At 41.4% G+C, this 16438-nt stretch carries 18 protein-coding genes; 9 read left to right on the forward strand and 9 right to left on the reverse strand.

The window, feature by feature from the left end; genetic code table 11:
- Positions 1–10: 10 nt before the first annotated feature.
- The 4 genes from OIT90_RS03765 to OIT90_RS03780 all read right to left on the reverse strand — a co-directional run bounded on the left by OIT90_RS03765 (position 11) and on the right by OIT90_RS03780 (position 4545).
- On the reverse strand, positions 11–1060 hold the full coding sequence (locus OIT90_RS03765) for an NAD(P)/FAD-dependent oxidoreductase (protein ID WP_474892256.1): 1050 nt from the start codon (positions 1058–1060) through the stop codon (positions 11–13).
- A gap of 82 nt (positions 1061–1142) precedes the next feature.
- Entirely contained in the window at positions 1143–2129 is a 987-nt protein-coding gene (locus tag OIT90_RS03770; RefSeq protein ID WP_059375015.1) for an ABC transporter substrate-binding protein, read from the reverse strand.
- Between the two features lie 41 nt (positions 2130–2170).
- Positions 2171–3475 (reverse strand): NtaA/DmoA family FMN-dependent monooxygenase, encoded by a 1305-nt coding sequence (locus OIT90_RS03775; protein ID WP_247543726.1) that lies wholly within the window; start codon positions 3473–3475, stop codon positions 2171–2173.
- A 275-nt stretch (positions 3476–3750) separates the two neighbouring features.
- Positions 3751–4545, reverse strand: a complete 795-nt coding sequence (locus tag OIT90_RS03780; RefSeq protein ID WP_047202494.1) for an AraC family transcriptional regulator — start codon at positions 4543–4545, stop codon at positions 3751–3753.
- A 225-nt stretch (positions 4546–4770) separates the two neighbouring features.
- Between OIT90_RS03780 and OIT90_RS03785 the strand changes: the two genes are divergently transcribed.
- The 6 genes from OIT90_RS03785 (at position 4771) to liaR (ending at position 9309) form a co-directional block, all read left to right on the forward strand.
- Positions 4771–5163: a hypothetical protein gene (locus OIT90_RS03785; protein WP_047202415.1), complete on the forward strand. Its 393-nt coding sequence runs from the start codon at positions 4771–4773 to the stop codon at positions 5161–5163.
- A gap of 15 nt (positions 5164–5178) precedes the next feature.
- On the forward strand, positions 5179–5847 hold the full coding sequence (gene liaH / locus OIT90_RS03790; protein ID WP_058838141.1) for a stress responsive protein LiaH: 669 nt from the start codon (positions 5179–5181) through the stop codon (positions 5845–5847).
- Positions 5848–5951: 104 nt separating this feature from the next.
- Positions 5952–6821: a LiaG family protein gene (liaG, locus tag OIT90_RS03795; protein WP_474892257.1), complete on the forward strand. Its 870-nt coding sequence runs from the start codon at positions 5952–5954 to the stop codon at positions 6819–6821.
- Between the two features lie 3 nt (positions 6822–6824).
- Positions 6825–7616: a cell wall-active antibiotics response protein LiaF gene (gene liaF / locus OIT90_RS03800; protein WP_185847158.1), complete on the forward strand. Its 792-nt coding sequence runs from the start codon at positions 6825–6827 to the stop codon at positions 7614–7616.
- On the forward strand, positions 7613–8677 hold the full coding sequence (gene liaS / locus OIT90_RS03805) for a two-component system sensor histidine kinase LiaS (protein ID WP_039181324.1): 1065 nt from the start codon (positions 7613–7615) through the stop codon (positions 8675–8677). The genes liaF and liaS overlap by 4 nt, the downstream gene beginning before the upstream one ends.
- Positions 8674–9309: a two-component system response regulator LiaR gene (gene liaR, locus OIT90_RS03810; RefSeq protein WP_024426015.1), complete on the forward strand. Its 636-nt coding sequence runs from the start codon at positions 8674–8676 to the stop codon at positions 9307–9309. The genes liaS and liaR overlap by 4 nt, the downstream gene beginning before the upstream one ends.
- A 42-nt stretch (positions 9310–9351) precedes the next feature.
- On the opposite strand, the gene OIT90_RS03815 is transcribed toward liaR, so the two are convergent.
- The 4 genes from OIT90_RS03815 to OIT90_RS03830 are packed head-to-tail and all read right to left on the reverse strand — an operon-like array spanning position 9352 to position 13381.
- Entirely contained in the window at positions 9352–9720 is a 369-nt protein-coding gene (locus OIT90_RS03815; RefSeq protein ID WP_039181321.1) for a hypothetical protein, read from the reverse strand.
- A 37-nt stretch (positions 9721–9757) separates the two neighbouring features.
- Complete coding sequence (locus OIT90_RS03820) at positions 9758–10879, reverse strand: Ger(x)C family spore germination protein (protein WP_058838139.1); 1122 nt, start codon at positions 10877–10879, stop codon at positions 9758–9760.
- A complete protein-coding gene (locus OIT90_RS03825; RefSeq protein WP_058838138.1) occupies positions 10876–11970 on the reverse strand; it encodes a GerAB/ArcD/ProY family transporter in 1095 nt (364 codons plus the stop codon). The genes OIT90_RS03820 and OIT90_RS03825 overlap by 4 nt, the downstream gene beginning before the upstream one ends.
- On the reverse strand, positions 11957–13381 hold the full coding sequence (locus tag OIT90_RS03830) for a spore germination protein (RefSeq protein WP_058838137.1): 1425 nt from the start codon (positions 13379–13381) through the stop codon (positions 11957–11959). Before OIT90_RS03830 ends, OIT90_RS03825 begins: the two co-directional genes overlap by 14 nt.
- 112 nt (positions 13382–13493) lie before the next feature.
- On the opposite strand from OIT90_RS03830, the gene OIT90_RS03835 reads away from it, so the two are divergent.
- Entirely contained in the window at positions 13494–13661 is a 168-nt protein-coding gene (locus OIT90_RS03835) for a YvzF family protein (protein ID WP_003213147.1), read from the forward strand.
- 89 nt (positions 13662–13750) lie between these two features.
- Positions 13751–15145 carry a class II fumarate hydratase gene (fumC, locus tag OIT90_RS03840; RefSeq protein ID WP_024423418.1) on the forward strand — a complete coding sequence of 465 codons (1395 nt, stop codon included), beginning with the start codon at positions 13751–13753 and terminating at the stop codon, positions 15143–15145.
- 48 nt (positions 15146–15193) lie between these two features.
- Here fumC and OIT90_RS03845 read toward each other — a convergent pair whose 3' ends face one another.
- Complete coding sequence (locus OIT90_RS03845; protein ID WP_058838136.1) at positions 15194–16072, reverse strand: TetR/AcrR family transcriptional regulator; 879 nt, start codon at positions 16070–16072, stop codon at positions 15194–15196.
- A 192-nt stretch (positions 16073–16264) separates the two neighbouring features.
- Here OIT90_RS03845 and spxO point away from each other — a divergent pair, with 192 nt between their 5' ends.
- Entirely contained in the window at positions 16265–16429 is a 165-nt protein-coding gene (gene spxO / locus OIT90_RS03850; protein ID WP_003212782.1) for an anti-adapter protein SpxO, read from the forward strand.
- Positions 16430–16438 lie beyond the last annotated feature (9 nt).

Consider the following 16438-nt stretch of genomic DNA (forward strand, 5'->3'; position numbering starts at 1 on the left):
AATGAACACTTTATTTCGTATACAAATGCTTCATCAGCTCTTTGTTTTTTTGAATAAATATGTCATTGTGCGAAGAAACCATTCCACGAGCGCTTGCATCAGGCATTACGTATTGCTTCGCTTGGTTTACCGCATTCGCAGCATCCTGGAAAGCCCCAGCAATCAAATGTAATTTTCCTTCATGATGCAAAATATCGCCTGCTGCATAAATGCCCCGGACTGACGTCTCACTCAGTGGAGTTCCTGCAATCCAGTAATCCTTCTGCTCTAGTTTAATGGTACTATTCGCAAGTAATTCTTTGTCTCGTTCGTATCCATGATTGATAATGACTTCATCTATGGCTAGCTTAAATAAAGTATTGTCCTGATTATTTTTGAGGACAACCGTTTCAATCCGCTCATGATCGTCTGCTGCGATGAGCTTTTCAATCGAGGTATGAAGCAGACATTGGACAGAGCTATTTTTAAGGCGCGATATTTCGGCTTCATGGCCTTTTAAAGCATCTTTCCGGTAGGTTAAATACACTTGCTTGGCAATCGGCTCCAGCTCATTCGCCCAGTCAATGGCTGAATTACCACCTCCTGAGATCAACACGGTTTTATCTTTAAAACGTGCAAGGGATTTGACCGTATAATGCAAATTTTGAACCTCAAATCGTTCTGCACCCTCAATATCTAATTTAATCGGCTTGAGGATACCTCCTCCAACAGCTAAAATGACGGTTTTGGAGTAATGTTTTTGATTGGACGCGGTGTGGAGAACAAATTGACCTGTTTCGTCTTGAGAAATAGAGGTCACCTTTTCTCCGAGTACGACCTTTGGATCAAAGGTCAGTCCTTGAGTAACAATTTGTTCAATCAGCTGCGAGCCTGGAACTGGCGTTAATCCTCCTATATCCCAGATCATCTTTTCTGGATAAACATGAACCTTTCCTCCAAGGAAAGGCTGGAATTCAATCAGTTTCGTTTTCATTTCACGCAATCCACTATAAAAGGCGGAAAACAATCCAGCAGGTCCGCCGCCAATAATGGTTACATCATAAACTTCCATATCCTGCATCGTACAATTCTCCCCACTTCTTTTGCTTCATTTATTTTTAAAAATGACCATAGTCATGATTTCATAGCTGATTCATGCAGTCTCATTTATTTTCTAATTGCTGCTGCAAGGCTTCTAAAAACTGGATGCGGCTATAAGCAGGTCCTCCTTCAAGGAGTGGATGTACCACATTGATATAAACCTGATCCTTTTTAAAGGCCGTCATATTTCGAATAACAGGATTCTTTTTCATGTCATCAAATGCCTGGCTTGCCTCTTGATTTTCATCCGTAGAAAATTGTACAAATAGATAATCCGGATTCATTTCTCCTAGCTGCTCGACAGAGATTGCTTCTTGTGTCTTTGCCAAACTAATCGGCTGAGGAACGGCGAGACCCAATTCGTTATACAAGACAGGATTGAAATAAACATCTTCTGGATATACGAAGGCTTGTGCTCCCCGAATGCGAATGATGGCTACTTTTTTATCCTTGAGCTTTTCCTTTAACGAAGCTTTTGCGTCTTTGACATCTGTTTTGTATTGAGTGAGGATTTTCTCTGCTTTCGTTTGTTTTCCTGTTAATTCGGCCATTAGCTCTAAATTAGCCTCCCAATTTGTCGCGATATGGGAGATTGGAATGGTCGGCGCAATTTTCTCTAACTTGTTCAGTACGACTTGTTGAAATTTAGAGGAGCCTAAAATAACATCAGGTTTCAAACTTAATATTTTCTCAAAATTTGGCTGCTGTTTTTCACCGATTGATTCGGAATCGCTTGTGATTGAAGCAAATATTTTCGGAAACTTTCCTCCTACTGATATTGCCCCTGCCGGATGAACATCAAGTACAACGGCATCTTCCATCGCTTCCATTGCCCCAGTAATGACGATTTTTTCGGCTTTTTTCGGGATGGTATACTTTTTCCCAAGATACTCTATTGTTTTCGTAGCAGCATCACCTGAATTTTCAATTCCGGCATTTTTGCTTCCGGAGGCAGTAGTTGATTGCTTAGGCTTGTCTCCTCCGCCGCATGCCGCCATGATCAGCATCAATAAGGAAATGAAGCCGATGATCATTAATTTCTTATTCATCTTTTCAAAACTCCTCTCAAACTGTCTATTGTAGTCGTGCTTTATTTCATCCCCAGATGCTCACGTAAGGTGGATCCTATATATTCACTTCTAAATAAGCCATGTTGGACGAGTAAGGGGACCAATTCGTCAAAAAATAATTCTAGTGATTGTACTGAGCCCGGAAGAGCAATGAAACCGTCTAAAGCGCCTGCTTCAAACCATCTGGTTATTTCTCTCTGTGCATCCTCAGCTGTTCCCACGATGACCCAGTGTGCCGATCCAATGACCTCTGGTCTGGAGAGTAGTTCTCTTACGGTAGGCTGCGTTTGTACAATCAACCTGCGCAGCAAATCAGCATGAGTCTGACTGCGTACCTGCTCATCCAATCCTTGCAGCATATCGGCAGGAACGGGTTGATCTAAGGGAAGGTGACGAATATCGAGACCTAGAATCGATTGTATCGCTGCATAACCTTGTGCAGTGCTTAAATGGGAATGAGCCTCTCGATACATTTCATGCGCCTCATCACGTGTTTTTCCTATAAAAAAGTACAAGCCAGGCAGCACACGGATCTCATCCGGCTGGCGGCCATGCTTGCATGCTCTTCTCCTCATGTCTTTCCGTAATTCAATGCCTGAGGCCATATCAGGGGTTGCTGCAAACATCGCATCTGCAGTTGAAGCGGCAAAATCCCGCCCCGTTTCCGAAGCACCTGCCTGAAACAAAGGAATGGTTCCTGACGGATGAGCTGGCACATTAAGCGGCCCCTTAATTTGAAAGAAATGCCCTTCATGTTGAATAGAATAAATTCTCTCCTTGTCAGCAAACTGTCCTGTCGCTCGATTGATGAGCAGCGCCTCATTTGGATAGCTCTCCCAAAGCTTGCGTACAACATCCGTAAATTCCATCGCCTTCTTATATCGTTCTTCTGAGGTTGGCATGGGTGAATGGCTAAAATTATCGGCTCCGTCGATCGAAGTGACAATATTCCAGCCGGCACGTCCATTGCTGATCGAGTGCAAGGACTGAAGCTGTCTCGCCACTACATAGGGAGGGTTGAACGTAGTCGAGGCAGTTGAAACAAGTCCGATTCGATCCGTCTCATGAGCAATCGAAGCAAGCAGAACCGTTGGATCAAGACCGCCAAAGCCAGGGGAGTGATCCAATGACTCTATGTGGAGTGTCAGTGCATCCGGCTTAAAAAGAAAGTCAAGCTTGGCCATCTCTGCTCTCTTTGCAAGCTCAACGTAAAAGTTGGTTGAAAATAAGTGTTCTACCATGCTGCTCGGATGCTGCCAGCCTTTTCCCTTCAACCAGGTCGCTGACAAGGACAATCCGATACAAAGCTGCCTTTTTTTGTTCACATCATCTGCCTCCCAGTCGTTGCTGATTATTAGTCAGTAATAATCGATATTGATAATCATTATCATTGAATAGTATAGCAAGGACCTCGTGAAATGCGAATACACAAATAGCGAATATCATATGCATTATTATCTAATCTGGACTGACAGAAGAGAGATGATCTTGATCGACTTCAATTTCTGAGGCAGTTAGGCTGGTTATTTCATAGAGAGCTGTGGAATTCCTTTAAGGAATGAGGCTGGCGTCTATCGTTTTGAGAAGAAATACGACAGATTTATTTAGCGATATATGCGCTAGGCGGCACTCCGAATTTCTTTTTAAATAGTCTGCTAAAATATAGCGGATTGGGATAGCCGACAGTCATAGCAACGTCACGAATCGAAATATTGCCTGCCTTTAGTATTTCAAGCGCTCTTTCCATACGATACTGGATGACATAGTCAATTGGGTGAAGTCCGGTATATTTATGGAAAAAGTATGAGAAGCTTTTAGGGTTCATATCGAACAGTTCAGCGAGATCCTGAAGTGTTAATGGAATCATATATTGTCCTCTAATATAAGCGATGGCTTCCTCAATGACCCTTTCATGAGGAGAGCTCTCTTCCTGCTTACAGCCCATTAGTATTTGATATAGGATGCGTAAAAATAATTCTTTGACTCGAAGTTTCCCCATTCCGCCAGGTGTATGGACATTCTGATGGAGCATGGTGAGTATTTCAATGATTCTCGGATTTGCTCCCGTTTCCAGCTTGAAAACAGTGTCACAGTCAGATTTCTTATCACAATCCAAATGATAGAAAAGCGAATGATACTCGTATTCTGATTGACTGATCACCTGCAGGGCAAGCTGGCATCCTGGTGTTACATGGATGACGGACCCTGGCTGCAAATTGTAGCTTTTTCCATTGACATTCAGTCTAGCTTCCCCGCGAATACTGAAAAGAAAGCCAGCACTTTCTGTCTTAAACTCCCTTAATGTACTATGGGGCTGGATGACTAAACGATAGATTTCTTGTATGTGAAAAGAATAACTAGCAAATAGGTCAGCTAGTTGATCTCTATTTATCAATGTATGACACCTGCCTCTGACTTGATTTAGATACAACTTATTCTGTGATTCTACCATACGTTTAACAACACTCTTCTTTTCGAAGAGTGTTTTTTGTTTGATTCAACCGTTCAGTCTGAGCATTGTTACGACTCTAGTCGCAATCAAAGATCAATCTGTGACACGTTTTGCCGGCTTTCTTTTTTGACTATAGTTAAAGCAAGGAGCAAGAAAGGAGGCATGAAGATGAAAATAACAAGTAAAACCATTATCGGTTCAATTTTATTGTTTGTCGGTTTATCCATCTTTTTTGGTGGTTCATTAGGTGGACTGATTCCGGTTTTGATTGGGGCATGGCTCATCTATGTAGGTGTTAAAAAATATGAAAAAGGCAGTAAAACCTCAGGGATCATTCTAGCAGTCATTGGTGTACTGATCGTCGTGCAATTCCTGCCGTTTTTACTCGGCATCGCATTTGCAGGGGTACTTCTTTATTTTGGCTGGTCGATGATTAGTGGTGAATCTACCAAAAAATCATCAAGCAGAGCCTATATGGAGCCAAACACGGCACCCAATACGGAAGAACCGATTCACACGTCATTTGATCAAGAATGGGAAGACTTTTTAAAGAAAAAATAAAAGGAGGAACATCAAATGGTATTAAGAAGAGTAAGAGATATGTTTGTTGCAACTGTCAATGAAGGGTTAGATAAATTGGAGAATCCGCGTGTCATGCTGAATCAATACGTTCGTGATATGGAGGATGATGTTGCGAAAGCGAAACATGCCATCATCAAACAGCAAACGATTCAGCAAGGCTTCCTGCGAAAAGCAGAAGAGACGGAAGCATTTGCTGAAAAGCGAAAGAAACAGGCAGAGATGGCATATCATGCGGGAGAAGAGGAGCTTGCACGAAAAGCGCTCACAGAAATGAAGTATTTTGAAGAAAAGCACAACGAATATCAGGAAGCGTATCAGCAATCTGTGAAACAATTGAAAGAGCTGAAAGAGCAATTACAGCACTTAGAAACGAAGCTGCGTGATATAAAAGACAAGAAACAGGCACTGATTGCAAGAGCCAATGCCGCACAGGCAAAGCAGCATATGAATGATTCCATCAATAAAGTAGACAGTGAAAGTGCATATAAAGAATTTCTTCGAATGGAGAACCGTATTGAAGAAATGGAAACAAAAGCAGGCAGCTATGCACAATTTGCGGATCAAGGGGCATATGCTCATTTAGACTATGCCGATGAGGTTGAAAAAGAATGGCAGAAACTGAAGCTTGAGAAAAAGCCTGAACAGCAGCAAGCAAACGTATAGAGATCACATCGGAAGAAAAGCAGGCTTTTTCTTCCGATATTTGATTTCTTTCTGTTTCGCTTTTCCTTATAATGAAAAGGTCAGAAGATAAAGGGATGGTATGAATGAAGCGATTAATCGGTCTAATTTGTATACTTGTAGGTATCTTTTTAATGATTGGCATGCTTTTCAAAAATGAAGGTCTCTTTTATTTAAGTTTTTCCCGTGAAAAACCAGTGACAACAGCTTCAGCAAAGACAAAGGAGATTGATCAATTAGATATTTCTCTTTCTGGGTTTCGCGTGAAGGTAAAACCTGAAAATCGTTCCGATATTTCCGTGACTGCTGTCAATGGAAAAGGGAAAATGTATGCGGAGCAAACAGGTGGTACCTTCAAAATTCGTGCTGAAAATAAAAGCTTCTTGTTTTTCACTCAATTTGAAAAAGGAGAGCTTTTAGTTAAAATTCCAACAGATTATCATAAAAATGTGAAGATTACAGGTGGAAGTGGCGTCAGTGAGATTGACGGAGGAGGAAAGCTGTCCCTTCAAGATGTGATACTCAAATCAACGAGTGGAAACCTCACAGCCGAGAATTTTTCAGCAAAAAATGTAGAAATCAAAGCAACCTCTGGCAGGATGGCAGTGTCGCATATCGATGCGAAGGATAGTGATATTGGGGCAACTTCAGGGCGTGCCGATATTAATGATGTCAAAGGCAAACTGCAATTGGGCATGACAAGCGGCCGAATGACGGCAAGTTTTGATACAATTGAGTCACCTGTCTCCTTTCAGATGACATCAGGGAGCGCGAAATTTAATTTGCCAGACGACGGAGATTTCAACGTTCAGGTGAAAAAAACAAGTGGAAGCGTCGATCACTCGTATGATTTTGATCAAGTGGAGAATGAAGGTCGAGGCTTTAAAGGTACGCGGGGAAAAGGGACACATTTAGTCGATATTGAAATGACAAGTGGTAACCTCAAGCTGCGTTAATGAATGAAAGAAAGGAAGGAGGCGAGTCAACTGCGTTTTACAAGGAATCAAATATTAGGCATCATTGTGGTGATTTTTGGTATTAATTTATTTCTCAAAATTATTGGGATCGGAGCAGATCTGTTTTGGCCTGTGTTTTTTGCGCTGGCGGGTTATTGGCTGCACTCACGATCCAAACGTTGGCTCGGTTCAGTTTCCTATATTTTTGCCGGCTTTCTCTTCTTAAAATTTCTGCTCAATATTACATTTAGTTTAACAGGTTACTTATTTGCGGCTTTTTTGATTTATGCGGGCTATCGTTTATTGAAAAATAAACCTGTTTTTGATGTCGATAAAAAGGAAACATCAGACGATGGGAAGCCTTCACTGAAAGTCAATCTTGAAAAAGAGGGCGATCAGAAGAAAACAAAAAGCCAGACAAAGCCGCGCAAAGAGCATGACTTTTTTATCGGTGAAGTCAGGCTGATGAAAAAGCCTTTTCAACTAAGTGATTTGACGATTTCAGGTTTTATTGGCGATGTTAAAATCGATTTATCAAAGGCGATCATTGCAGAAGAAGAGAGCACAATCGTGATTAGCGGACTGATCGGCGATGTGGATATTTACGTACCGCAGGATATTGAAGTATGTGTGAGTGCTTCCGCCGCGATTGGTGATATGAAAATCATAGATGAAAAAAGAAGCGGCTTCGGCAGTAAAGTGTATGTGATGACCAACGATTATGATGAGAGCAAACGAAAAGTGAAAATCTCCATCTCTCTACTGATCGGAGATGTGGATGTGAGATACTTATGAGGAAATTGCATTTAGGTATCCAGTGGCAATCTGTTCGTCTTGGAGTCGGCGTCTCGCTCGGTGTTGTAACGATGACGACACTGCTGATGTTTTTTTATTATCAGCTTGATCCAATGATCCTGCTTTCTACCCGCTGGTTTGGCATACCGTTTTTTTGTATTTTACTCATCGTTAGTCTTGCGATTGGGATTTCTGCCGCGAGTGTATTTGGCTATCAGCATAAGAAGAGGCTCGACCAGCTTGTAGAGTCGATTTTGAAGTTCGAAAATGGAAACTTTGCATACAGACTGCCGTCGCTTGGCGATGATGAAATTGGCTTAGCCGCCGATCAATTAAACGAAATGGCGAAGCGGGTGGAAGGGCAAGTAGCCTCTTTGCAAAAGCTTTCGAATGAACGGGCTGAATGGCAGGCTCAAATGAAGAAATCGGTTGTCTCAGAAGAGCGTCAGCGGCTGGCACGAGAGCTCCATGATGCGGTCAGCCAGCAGTTATTTGCGATTTCGATGATGACCTCAGCTATTCTTGAAGGCATGAAGGAAAAGGACGAAAAGATTTTAAAACAAATGCAGCTTGTCGAACGAATGTCTGGCGATGCACAAAATGAGATGCGTGCTCTTCTGCTTCATTTGAGACCGATCACTCTAGAAGGAAAAGACCTGAAAAAAGGCTTAATTGAGCTGCTAAATGAATTTCAAGCAAAGCAGCCGATTGATATTGATTGGGAAATCGAAGATGATGTTCCGTTATCTAAAGGAGTAGAGGACCACCTCTTCCGAATTGTGCAAGAAGCACTGTCGAATGTGTTTAGGCATGCAAAGGCGACAAAAGTGACAGTGCGTCTGCTCATAAGAAACCGTCAAGTGCAGCTAAAGATTATTGATAATGGTATTGGCTTTCAAACAGACCATGTGAAGACGGCCTCCTACGGACTGGAATCGATTCGAGAAAGAACAAGTGAGGTAGGCGGTGTCGCAGAGATTATGTCATTTGAGGGAAAAGGCACACAAATTGATGTGAAGGTTCCCATTTTTGATGAAGGAAAAGGAGAGAACGTTCGATGATTCGAGTGCTTTTAATCGACGATCACGAAATGGTGAGAATGGGGCTTGCGGCCTTTTTAGAGGCGCAGGCTGATATTGAAGTCATTGGTGAAGCGTCAGATGGACAAAAAGGTGTAGAGCTAGCCGTTGAATTAAGGCCAGATGTGATTTTAATGGATCTCGTCATGGAAGGGATGGATGGCATAGAAGCAACGAAAAGAATTTGTCAGGAAATTGAAGATGCCAAGATCATTGTTCTGACGAGCTTTATTGACGATGATAAAGTCTATCCTGTGATTGAGGCGGGTGCTTTAAGCTATTTATTAAAAACATCCAAGGCAGGAGAAATTGCGGATGCCATCAGATCTGCAAGCATCGGCGAACCAAGACTTGAATCGAAAGTGGCAGGAAAGGTCATGAATAAACTCCGTCATTCATCAAATGGGTCTATCCTTCACGATTCATTAACAGCAAGAGAAATGGAGATCTTGAAGCTGATTGCGGATGGGAAATCGAATAAGGTCATTGCCGAGGAATTATTTATTACAATTAAAACGGTGAAGACCCATATTACCAACATTCTTTCCAAACTTGATGTGGAAGATCGAACGCAAGCGGCTGTGTATGCCCACCGCCATAAGCTGATTCAATAAAAAAACAGCTTTCAAGTGAAAGCTGCTAGAACATGCGTAAAATTAGTCCTTCTGTCCTGTGATCGGACGTTCGGATAGTTGATGGAGCTCAGGAACTGGAAAAGCCTCCTGCTCCTTGGCCGATTTTTCTTCCAGGGTTTTCTTCATTTCGGATAAAAGCTTTACGCTCTCCTTTGCTGCTGCCGCTTTTTTTTCCTGCAAATCAATGATCTGTGAAAGTCCGACGAATAATCCGCCTCCCAACAGAAGGAGCGCAGGGGTTTGTCCATAATAAACCACGATCAAAAATGTGCTTGAAAAGCTGTCGGCTTCAATGAAGAAATCTTCTTTTGATTGCATGAATACAACGATTAACAGAAGTATCCCTAGAATCAAAAATAGAATGCCGGCCGAAAGTAAAGCTCGTTTCATGATTGACACCCTTTTTTTCTTACCATTTTAACATACTCTATAAAGATTGTGTTGCGCCCTTAGTCCCGAAGTCACGGATTTTCACATTTGCCTTGTAACGAATGTCCGATTCACTAAAAATCTCATCCCAATGCTTCGCTTCTTTTCGAAAGTCCTTCGGATACGCAATACTCGCTTTTTGAGAAAACCCGCAAATATCTGCTTTGATCTCATGCTGTAATTCCCCAATGAAATCTTTTACAGTTTTCTTTAATTGACGCTCCACTGCACCCTCAATCTCTTGAAGATACTTCTCATTAAATGCATTCTCACGCTCATTCCAATCCTCAGATAATCTTCCATCAAGTTCTACGGATACATCAAATTGATATCTTCCGCTGGCTGTTTTCTTCGTTTCAATGTTGTGTTTCAGTTTAAATATTTCATAAGAATAGATGCTGTGGTCATATTCAAATTCAATGACTCCGCCTTTTCCTTCCCCTGTCAACAGGTTGTATGACTGCACGGCTAACGGAGAGATGTCGGTGAGAAATCGTTTGTTTTTAATAATAGAGGCACCGTCGAGTATTAATTTCCCTTGATCCACACTGACTTTCGGAACAGCAAAAGATACGTTGTTTTGCATAGCAGTAGAAATATCTCCTAATGAAACAGGCTTTAACATACGGATGGTCGATTTTGTATTCCCCGAAATATCATATAATGTAGAAGAAGCAGGCTGCCCATCATCATTGATTTTCAGCAAGTCCCCAGGCTTTTCAGAGGTCATAAAGACGAGGCTTCCTCTCCGCGTTTCATTGTCGCGAATGAATTGATTAATGACGAGGTCAAAATTATTCTCATTGATAAGCTCCTCAGAAAATAAATACACCCTCAGCTGCTGGGCGAAAATCCGATGACTTTTGAGAGTCGTTGTTCGAAATATTTGATGTACGGAATCACCGTTAGTTTCAATAATCTTTGTTGGGTCTTTTACGCTGGATTCTTGTTCAATTTTTTGAGGAACAAGGACTTGCATAGATATTTTCAGCTTATGACCGTTATCTCCTTTATCTAAGCCATAACCAATCGCCATGTTGAGCTCCTCAATATTGGTACTATCCCAGCATCCACTTAATAGAACAAGGGCGAGTAATGCAAAGACCTTCTTCTTTTTCATGCTGCTTTCCGCCTCCTTTTCAAAAACACGATGATAAATAAGAGAAACGGGAGGATACCGAATAAAAGGAAAAATAAATGGTTTACATAGGTTAAATAATTGCGCACTGTATCAACATCCTTTGGGAAAATGGCGGCAAAGTAGATGACAATTCCCATCAGCGCGAGCACGATCTTTTTGGGGAATTTTGTGAGTTTTGATAACCCCATTGCAGCAAAAAACGTATATCCTACAAAGCTCGTATAAAGTTGAACAAGCCAAACGATGAGCAAAAAGGATTCGATTCGCTCAATAAAGATTCCTTGTATATCAAACGATTGAAATAAGGCAATCGTCGGCCAAGTCAAAGTCGCTGTTTCTTTCACCGTGAACGCACCAACGACAAGAATATAAGTGAAAATATAGATGATCGCAGGAATCAAAAAGCCGACTGCGCCATAAGCAAAGGTGTGTTTTTGCGTTTTCATATAGACAGGCATAAACAATATCATTTCAATGCCGACAAACGAAATGGCTGATGCGTTAAGGGATTTGAAGACAGGAGAGAATCCCTCTCCTAAAACAGGCCGGAGGTTATCTAACTTAAATTCTTGAACACTGAGTCCGTATGCAACAAATAAGATAATCAAGGTGACAATGAGGAAAAAGGGGCACAGTCTGGCAAAATCACCAATCCCGCCGACTACAAGATAAAGTCCAACCAAAATAAAGCTGATCATTGTCACCGCTACAGGTGTGTTTTGAAGCAAAAAAAACTTCACCATTTCCGACATCGCCCGTACTTCATAGCTGGCAACGCCAAGAAAATAAATAATAATCAATATGTTAGCAAGAGCGCCAACCCACTTTCCAAGACCCTCATTTGTATAATCATAGTAAGAGGAGAAGGGGACTTTTTTCATCATAAGGACATTCGCAAAAATAAATACAATGTAAATGGCACTCATGAGTAAGAGCGCAATCCAGCCGTCAGGTGTAGCTGCAGCTTGAGCCATTGCTCTTGGCAGAATCATCATACTGGCACCTAATGTTGTATTGGCAATTATGGCACTTGCCTGATAGCTGGTGATCGACTCTTTATGATTGACCATATCGTTCTCCTTTCTTTTGATTTTTCAAAGGCAATCGAATGATGGAATTGTCTTCATTTTTATAGCTGAACACAAAATCTGGTGAAAAATAAGGCGTACCAAAACTTTTTTGCCGTGTTAAATGAGTAAGGAGAACGAGCATGAACAGCACAATCCCATATAAACCCAAAGTAGCTGCCGTAAACATAGACACAAAGCGGAGCACGCGGAACGACATGCCCATCCCGTATTGAGGAACAGTAAAGGACGCAAGGGCAATCACACTGACGATAATCACCATGATTGAGCTCACAATATGAGCCTGAACGGCCGCCTGTCCGATGACAACTCCACCTACAAGTCCAATCGTTTGACCGAGCGGATTTGGCAGCCTTAAACCCGCTTCCCGCAGCAGTTCAATTGTTATTTCCATAATGAGTGCCTCCACAATAGGCGGAAATGGGACATTTTCTCTTGTACTTGAGATCGAAATAGCCAGTGTTGTTGGTAAAAGTCCTTGATGGAAGGACACAAGCGCAATATAAATGGCTGATAAAAATAATGTCAGAAAGATAGAGGTAAATCGCAGCATCCGAATGAGAGAGGCGGCGATCCACCTTTCATAATAATCATCAGGTGATTGCATAATCGTCGCGAGGGAAGCAGGTACAATTAACACAAAAGGAGAATGATCAACAAAAATGGCGACACGTCCATTATTTAAAGCAGACGCCACTTTATCCGGCCGTTCTGTGTTTTGGATTTGCGGAAAAGGAGAGTACACATTGTCTTCAATCAGTTCCTCAAGAACCCCAGAGTCTTGTATATCATCAATGGTGACTTGCTTGAGTCGTTTTTTCACTTCTTTTAAAACAGACGATTGAGCCATGCCATCTATGTACATGATGGTCACTTGGGTGTACTTTTTTTGACCAATCTTCATGTCGACGGTTTTAAGATTGGGGTTTTTCAAGCGCTGCCTCACAAGAGCTAAGTTCGTATCTAAATCTTCAATAAAGCCAATTTTCGGTCCTCTCACAACTGTTTCAGAGGTAGCATCCCCTATACTGCGTTTCTTCGTTCCATGCGTTTCTAAAATGTACGCATGCTGAAAACCGTTAATCAGTACCACGCAATGCCCATCAAAAATCGCAGCGACCAATTCCTCAGAAGTCTTCACCGAACGGGTGGTCATCATCGATAAATTGGATTCCAGCTTCTCTTTTGTGAGAGACGTATGATCTTGGAGAAGCAGCTTTAAAAAGGTTTGAATCTCCATCGTTTCGTTCATTTCTTTTATGTATAAATAGTAAACAACCTGTCCATGAGGCAGCGTTTTTTTCTCATGAACCAAGTCGTCCATTTCTTTTAATTGTGGAAGGATGACGGAGAGATTATCGTATAAGTGCTCTTTTAATGGAGTTTGATTCATTCGGATCACCCGCCTCAAATCTTTTTCTTAGCATTACCTGCTTGAAAAAACAATATTCTGTGTTACATTATTTTGTGGTAAAAGAAAGAATGAGGGTTTTGGAGGAAACAAGATGGCACAGATTCGTTTAGCAGGAACAAAAGAGGAGATCGACCGTATTCTACAGTCGTTTGACAAGCATTATGAGGTGACTTATACATCAAAGGACTACGGAAAAACGAACCCAAAATACAAATATTCGAAGGATGTTCGCGTTTATATTGAACTAAAATTAAAATAAAGATAAAATTTTAATTGAAAACGCTTAAAGGATTTTCGTTTTTTGTATAGAATAGAGTTGAGTGATGAGAAGCTATGGAGGGATACATAATGACGGAATTTAGAATCGAAAAAGATACAATGGGCGAAATCAAAGTGCCGAAGGACAAGTTCTGGGGTGCACAAACACAACGAAGCAAAGAAAATTTCAAAATCGGTTCTGAGAAAATGCCAAAGGAAGTTGTGAATGCGTTTGCAATTTTGAAACGTAGCACAGCGATTGCCAACGAGCGTCTTGGCAACCTTGAAAGCGAAAAAGCAGAAGCAATTGCTGCTGTATGTGATGACATCATCAGCGGAAAGTATGACGAGCATTTCCCGCTTGTTGTTTGGCAGACAGGTAGTGGAACACAAAGTAACATGAACATGAACGAAGTCGTTGCAAATAGAGCAACTGCTTATTTGAAAGATAAAAATAGTGAGTTCAGCATTCACCCGAATGATGACGTTAACCGCAGCCAAAGCTCAAACGATACATTCCCAACGGCTATGCATGTGGCAGCTGTTTTAGCTGTGTACAAAAAGTTGCTGCCTGCTATTGATCAGTTAAGAACAACTCTTGATGAGAAAGCAAAAGCGTATCAAGAGATTGTGAAAATCGGCCGTACGCACTTGCAGGATGCAACACCGCTGACAGTAGGCCAAGAGATTAGCGGCTGGGTATACATGCTGGACCGTTCAAAAGAAATGATTCTAGAATCAACTGAAAAAATGAGAGAATTAGCCATTGGCGGAACTGCTGTTGGTACAGGCATTAACGCACATCCTGAATTCGGTCAATATGTTGCTGAGGAAATCAGCCAGCTGACAGGTCAAACATTCAATTCTTCACCAAACAAATTCCATGCGCTGACAAGCCATGATGAAATTACGTATGCGCATGGTGCCTTAAAAGCACTTGCAGCTGATTTAATGAAAATTGCCAATGATGTCAGATGGCTTGCAAGTGGCCCACGCTGTGGAATTGGCGAATTGATCATTCCTGAAAATGAGCCGGGAAGCTCTATTATGCCAGGAAAAGTCAACCCAACTCAAAGTGAAGCTTTAACTATGATTGCAGCACAAATCATGGGGAATGATGCCACAATCGGTTTTGCGGCAAGCCAAGGAAACTTTGAGCTGAACGTATTCAAGCCAGTCATCATTTATAACTTCCTGCAATCAGTTGAACTACTTGCTGACGGCATGAACTCATTCCATGACAAGTGTGCAGTTGGAATCGAACCAAACCTTGAAACGATTGAGAAAAACTTGAACAATTCATTGATGCTTGTGACGGCACTTAACCCGCACATCGGATATGAAAATGCAGCAAAAATTGCGAAGCTTGCTCACAAAGAAGGATTAACACTTAAAGAAGCAGCACTTCAATTAGAGCTGCTAACAGAAGAGCAGTTCGAGCAATTTGTGAAACCAGAAGAAATGGTGACACCGAAAGCAAAATAAGAAACCAGGGGCGGCTGCCCCTGGTTTTTTTCATTAAAAGTGATGCGTTTACAAATGATCCTCTTTCAAAATACGCAAAAGTGACTCAGAGTTGGTTTGAAGCGGTGCGTATAATTTTAATTGGTACAGCATGCCTTTGACGATGACTTGTCTTGGTTTTTGTTTGTTTAATTCATTTTCTAGTATGCCAAGCGCTTCAAATAAATCGGGTTCGTCCTTCACTTCATAGTGTGATTCAGCAATCTCTCTTAACTCCTTTAAAAGAGATTCTGTGAGCGGATCGAATGACCGTTCATAAATCGGACCAAACCAATCGCTCGCTTGATCTACAGAAATGAGAGGAAGGTCATTGCGCTTCATCATACCGCCCATCAAATCATCGATACGATGAATCATGGTTGTGGCAAGTTCTTCTGCTTCCAGCTGAAAATCATATAAAATCGCCAGCTCGAAATAAACGTGGCTCATGCCCTCAATCGTCAAACATAAATCAGCCATATAAGGAATAGCAGCATCTCCATATACTTGTTTAATGTTATCAATGTGAAGCTGGACGGTCGCAAGCCTAATTTGTTTTGCGAGCTGCTGCGTTTCTTCATTCAGTGGAAGCGCCCTGTCGCTCAGCTGCATTTTAATAAAATCCTTTTGCTGCAAAATATTATCGTAATAGACAGTGAGCTGTTTTCGGTAGGCTTCTTTTGGTGTGCCGCCCTCTGTTTGAACCTCATGAATCCGGGTAAATACCTTATCGTAATAGTAATGAAGGATCGAAATGAGCAGTGCTTCCTTTGATTTAAAATAAAGATAAAAAGCACCCTTTGACATGTGGCATTCATCCGCAATTTCCTGAACAGACGTTGCGTTGTAGCCTTTGCTGGCAAATAATTTCATGCCAGCCTCAATGATCATTTTTTCTTTCTTTTTCAATATGAATGTCATCCTTTCTTACCGAGAGACAAATGTCTTAGGAAACGTGCGCAAAGAGATGTGACTTATCGGTCATAAACGACGAAAGTTTTCAAAAATTAATCAGATTGTAACTTGTTTTTTACAGTGTAATTCTTTATATTATAAAGTAAGGTGACCAACTGGTCAAAATATGTGAAAGGATGATGTTCCATGAGAGAAATTGATGATATGATTAGACGCTTGCGAACAAAAGGGATTCAAGTAGAAAAAGTCAAAATGCCGAAAGAGACAACCATTGAAAAGAAATGGATGTATCAAGCTGGCAAAAAGATTAAAGCCACATACCGTGATTTCAATGGGTATTCATTCATCTAAAAAAGACTG

It is taken from the genome of Bacillus sp. ABR (assembly GCF_056172715.1).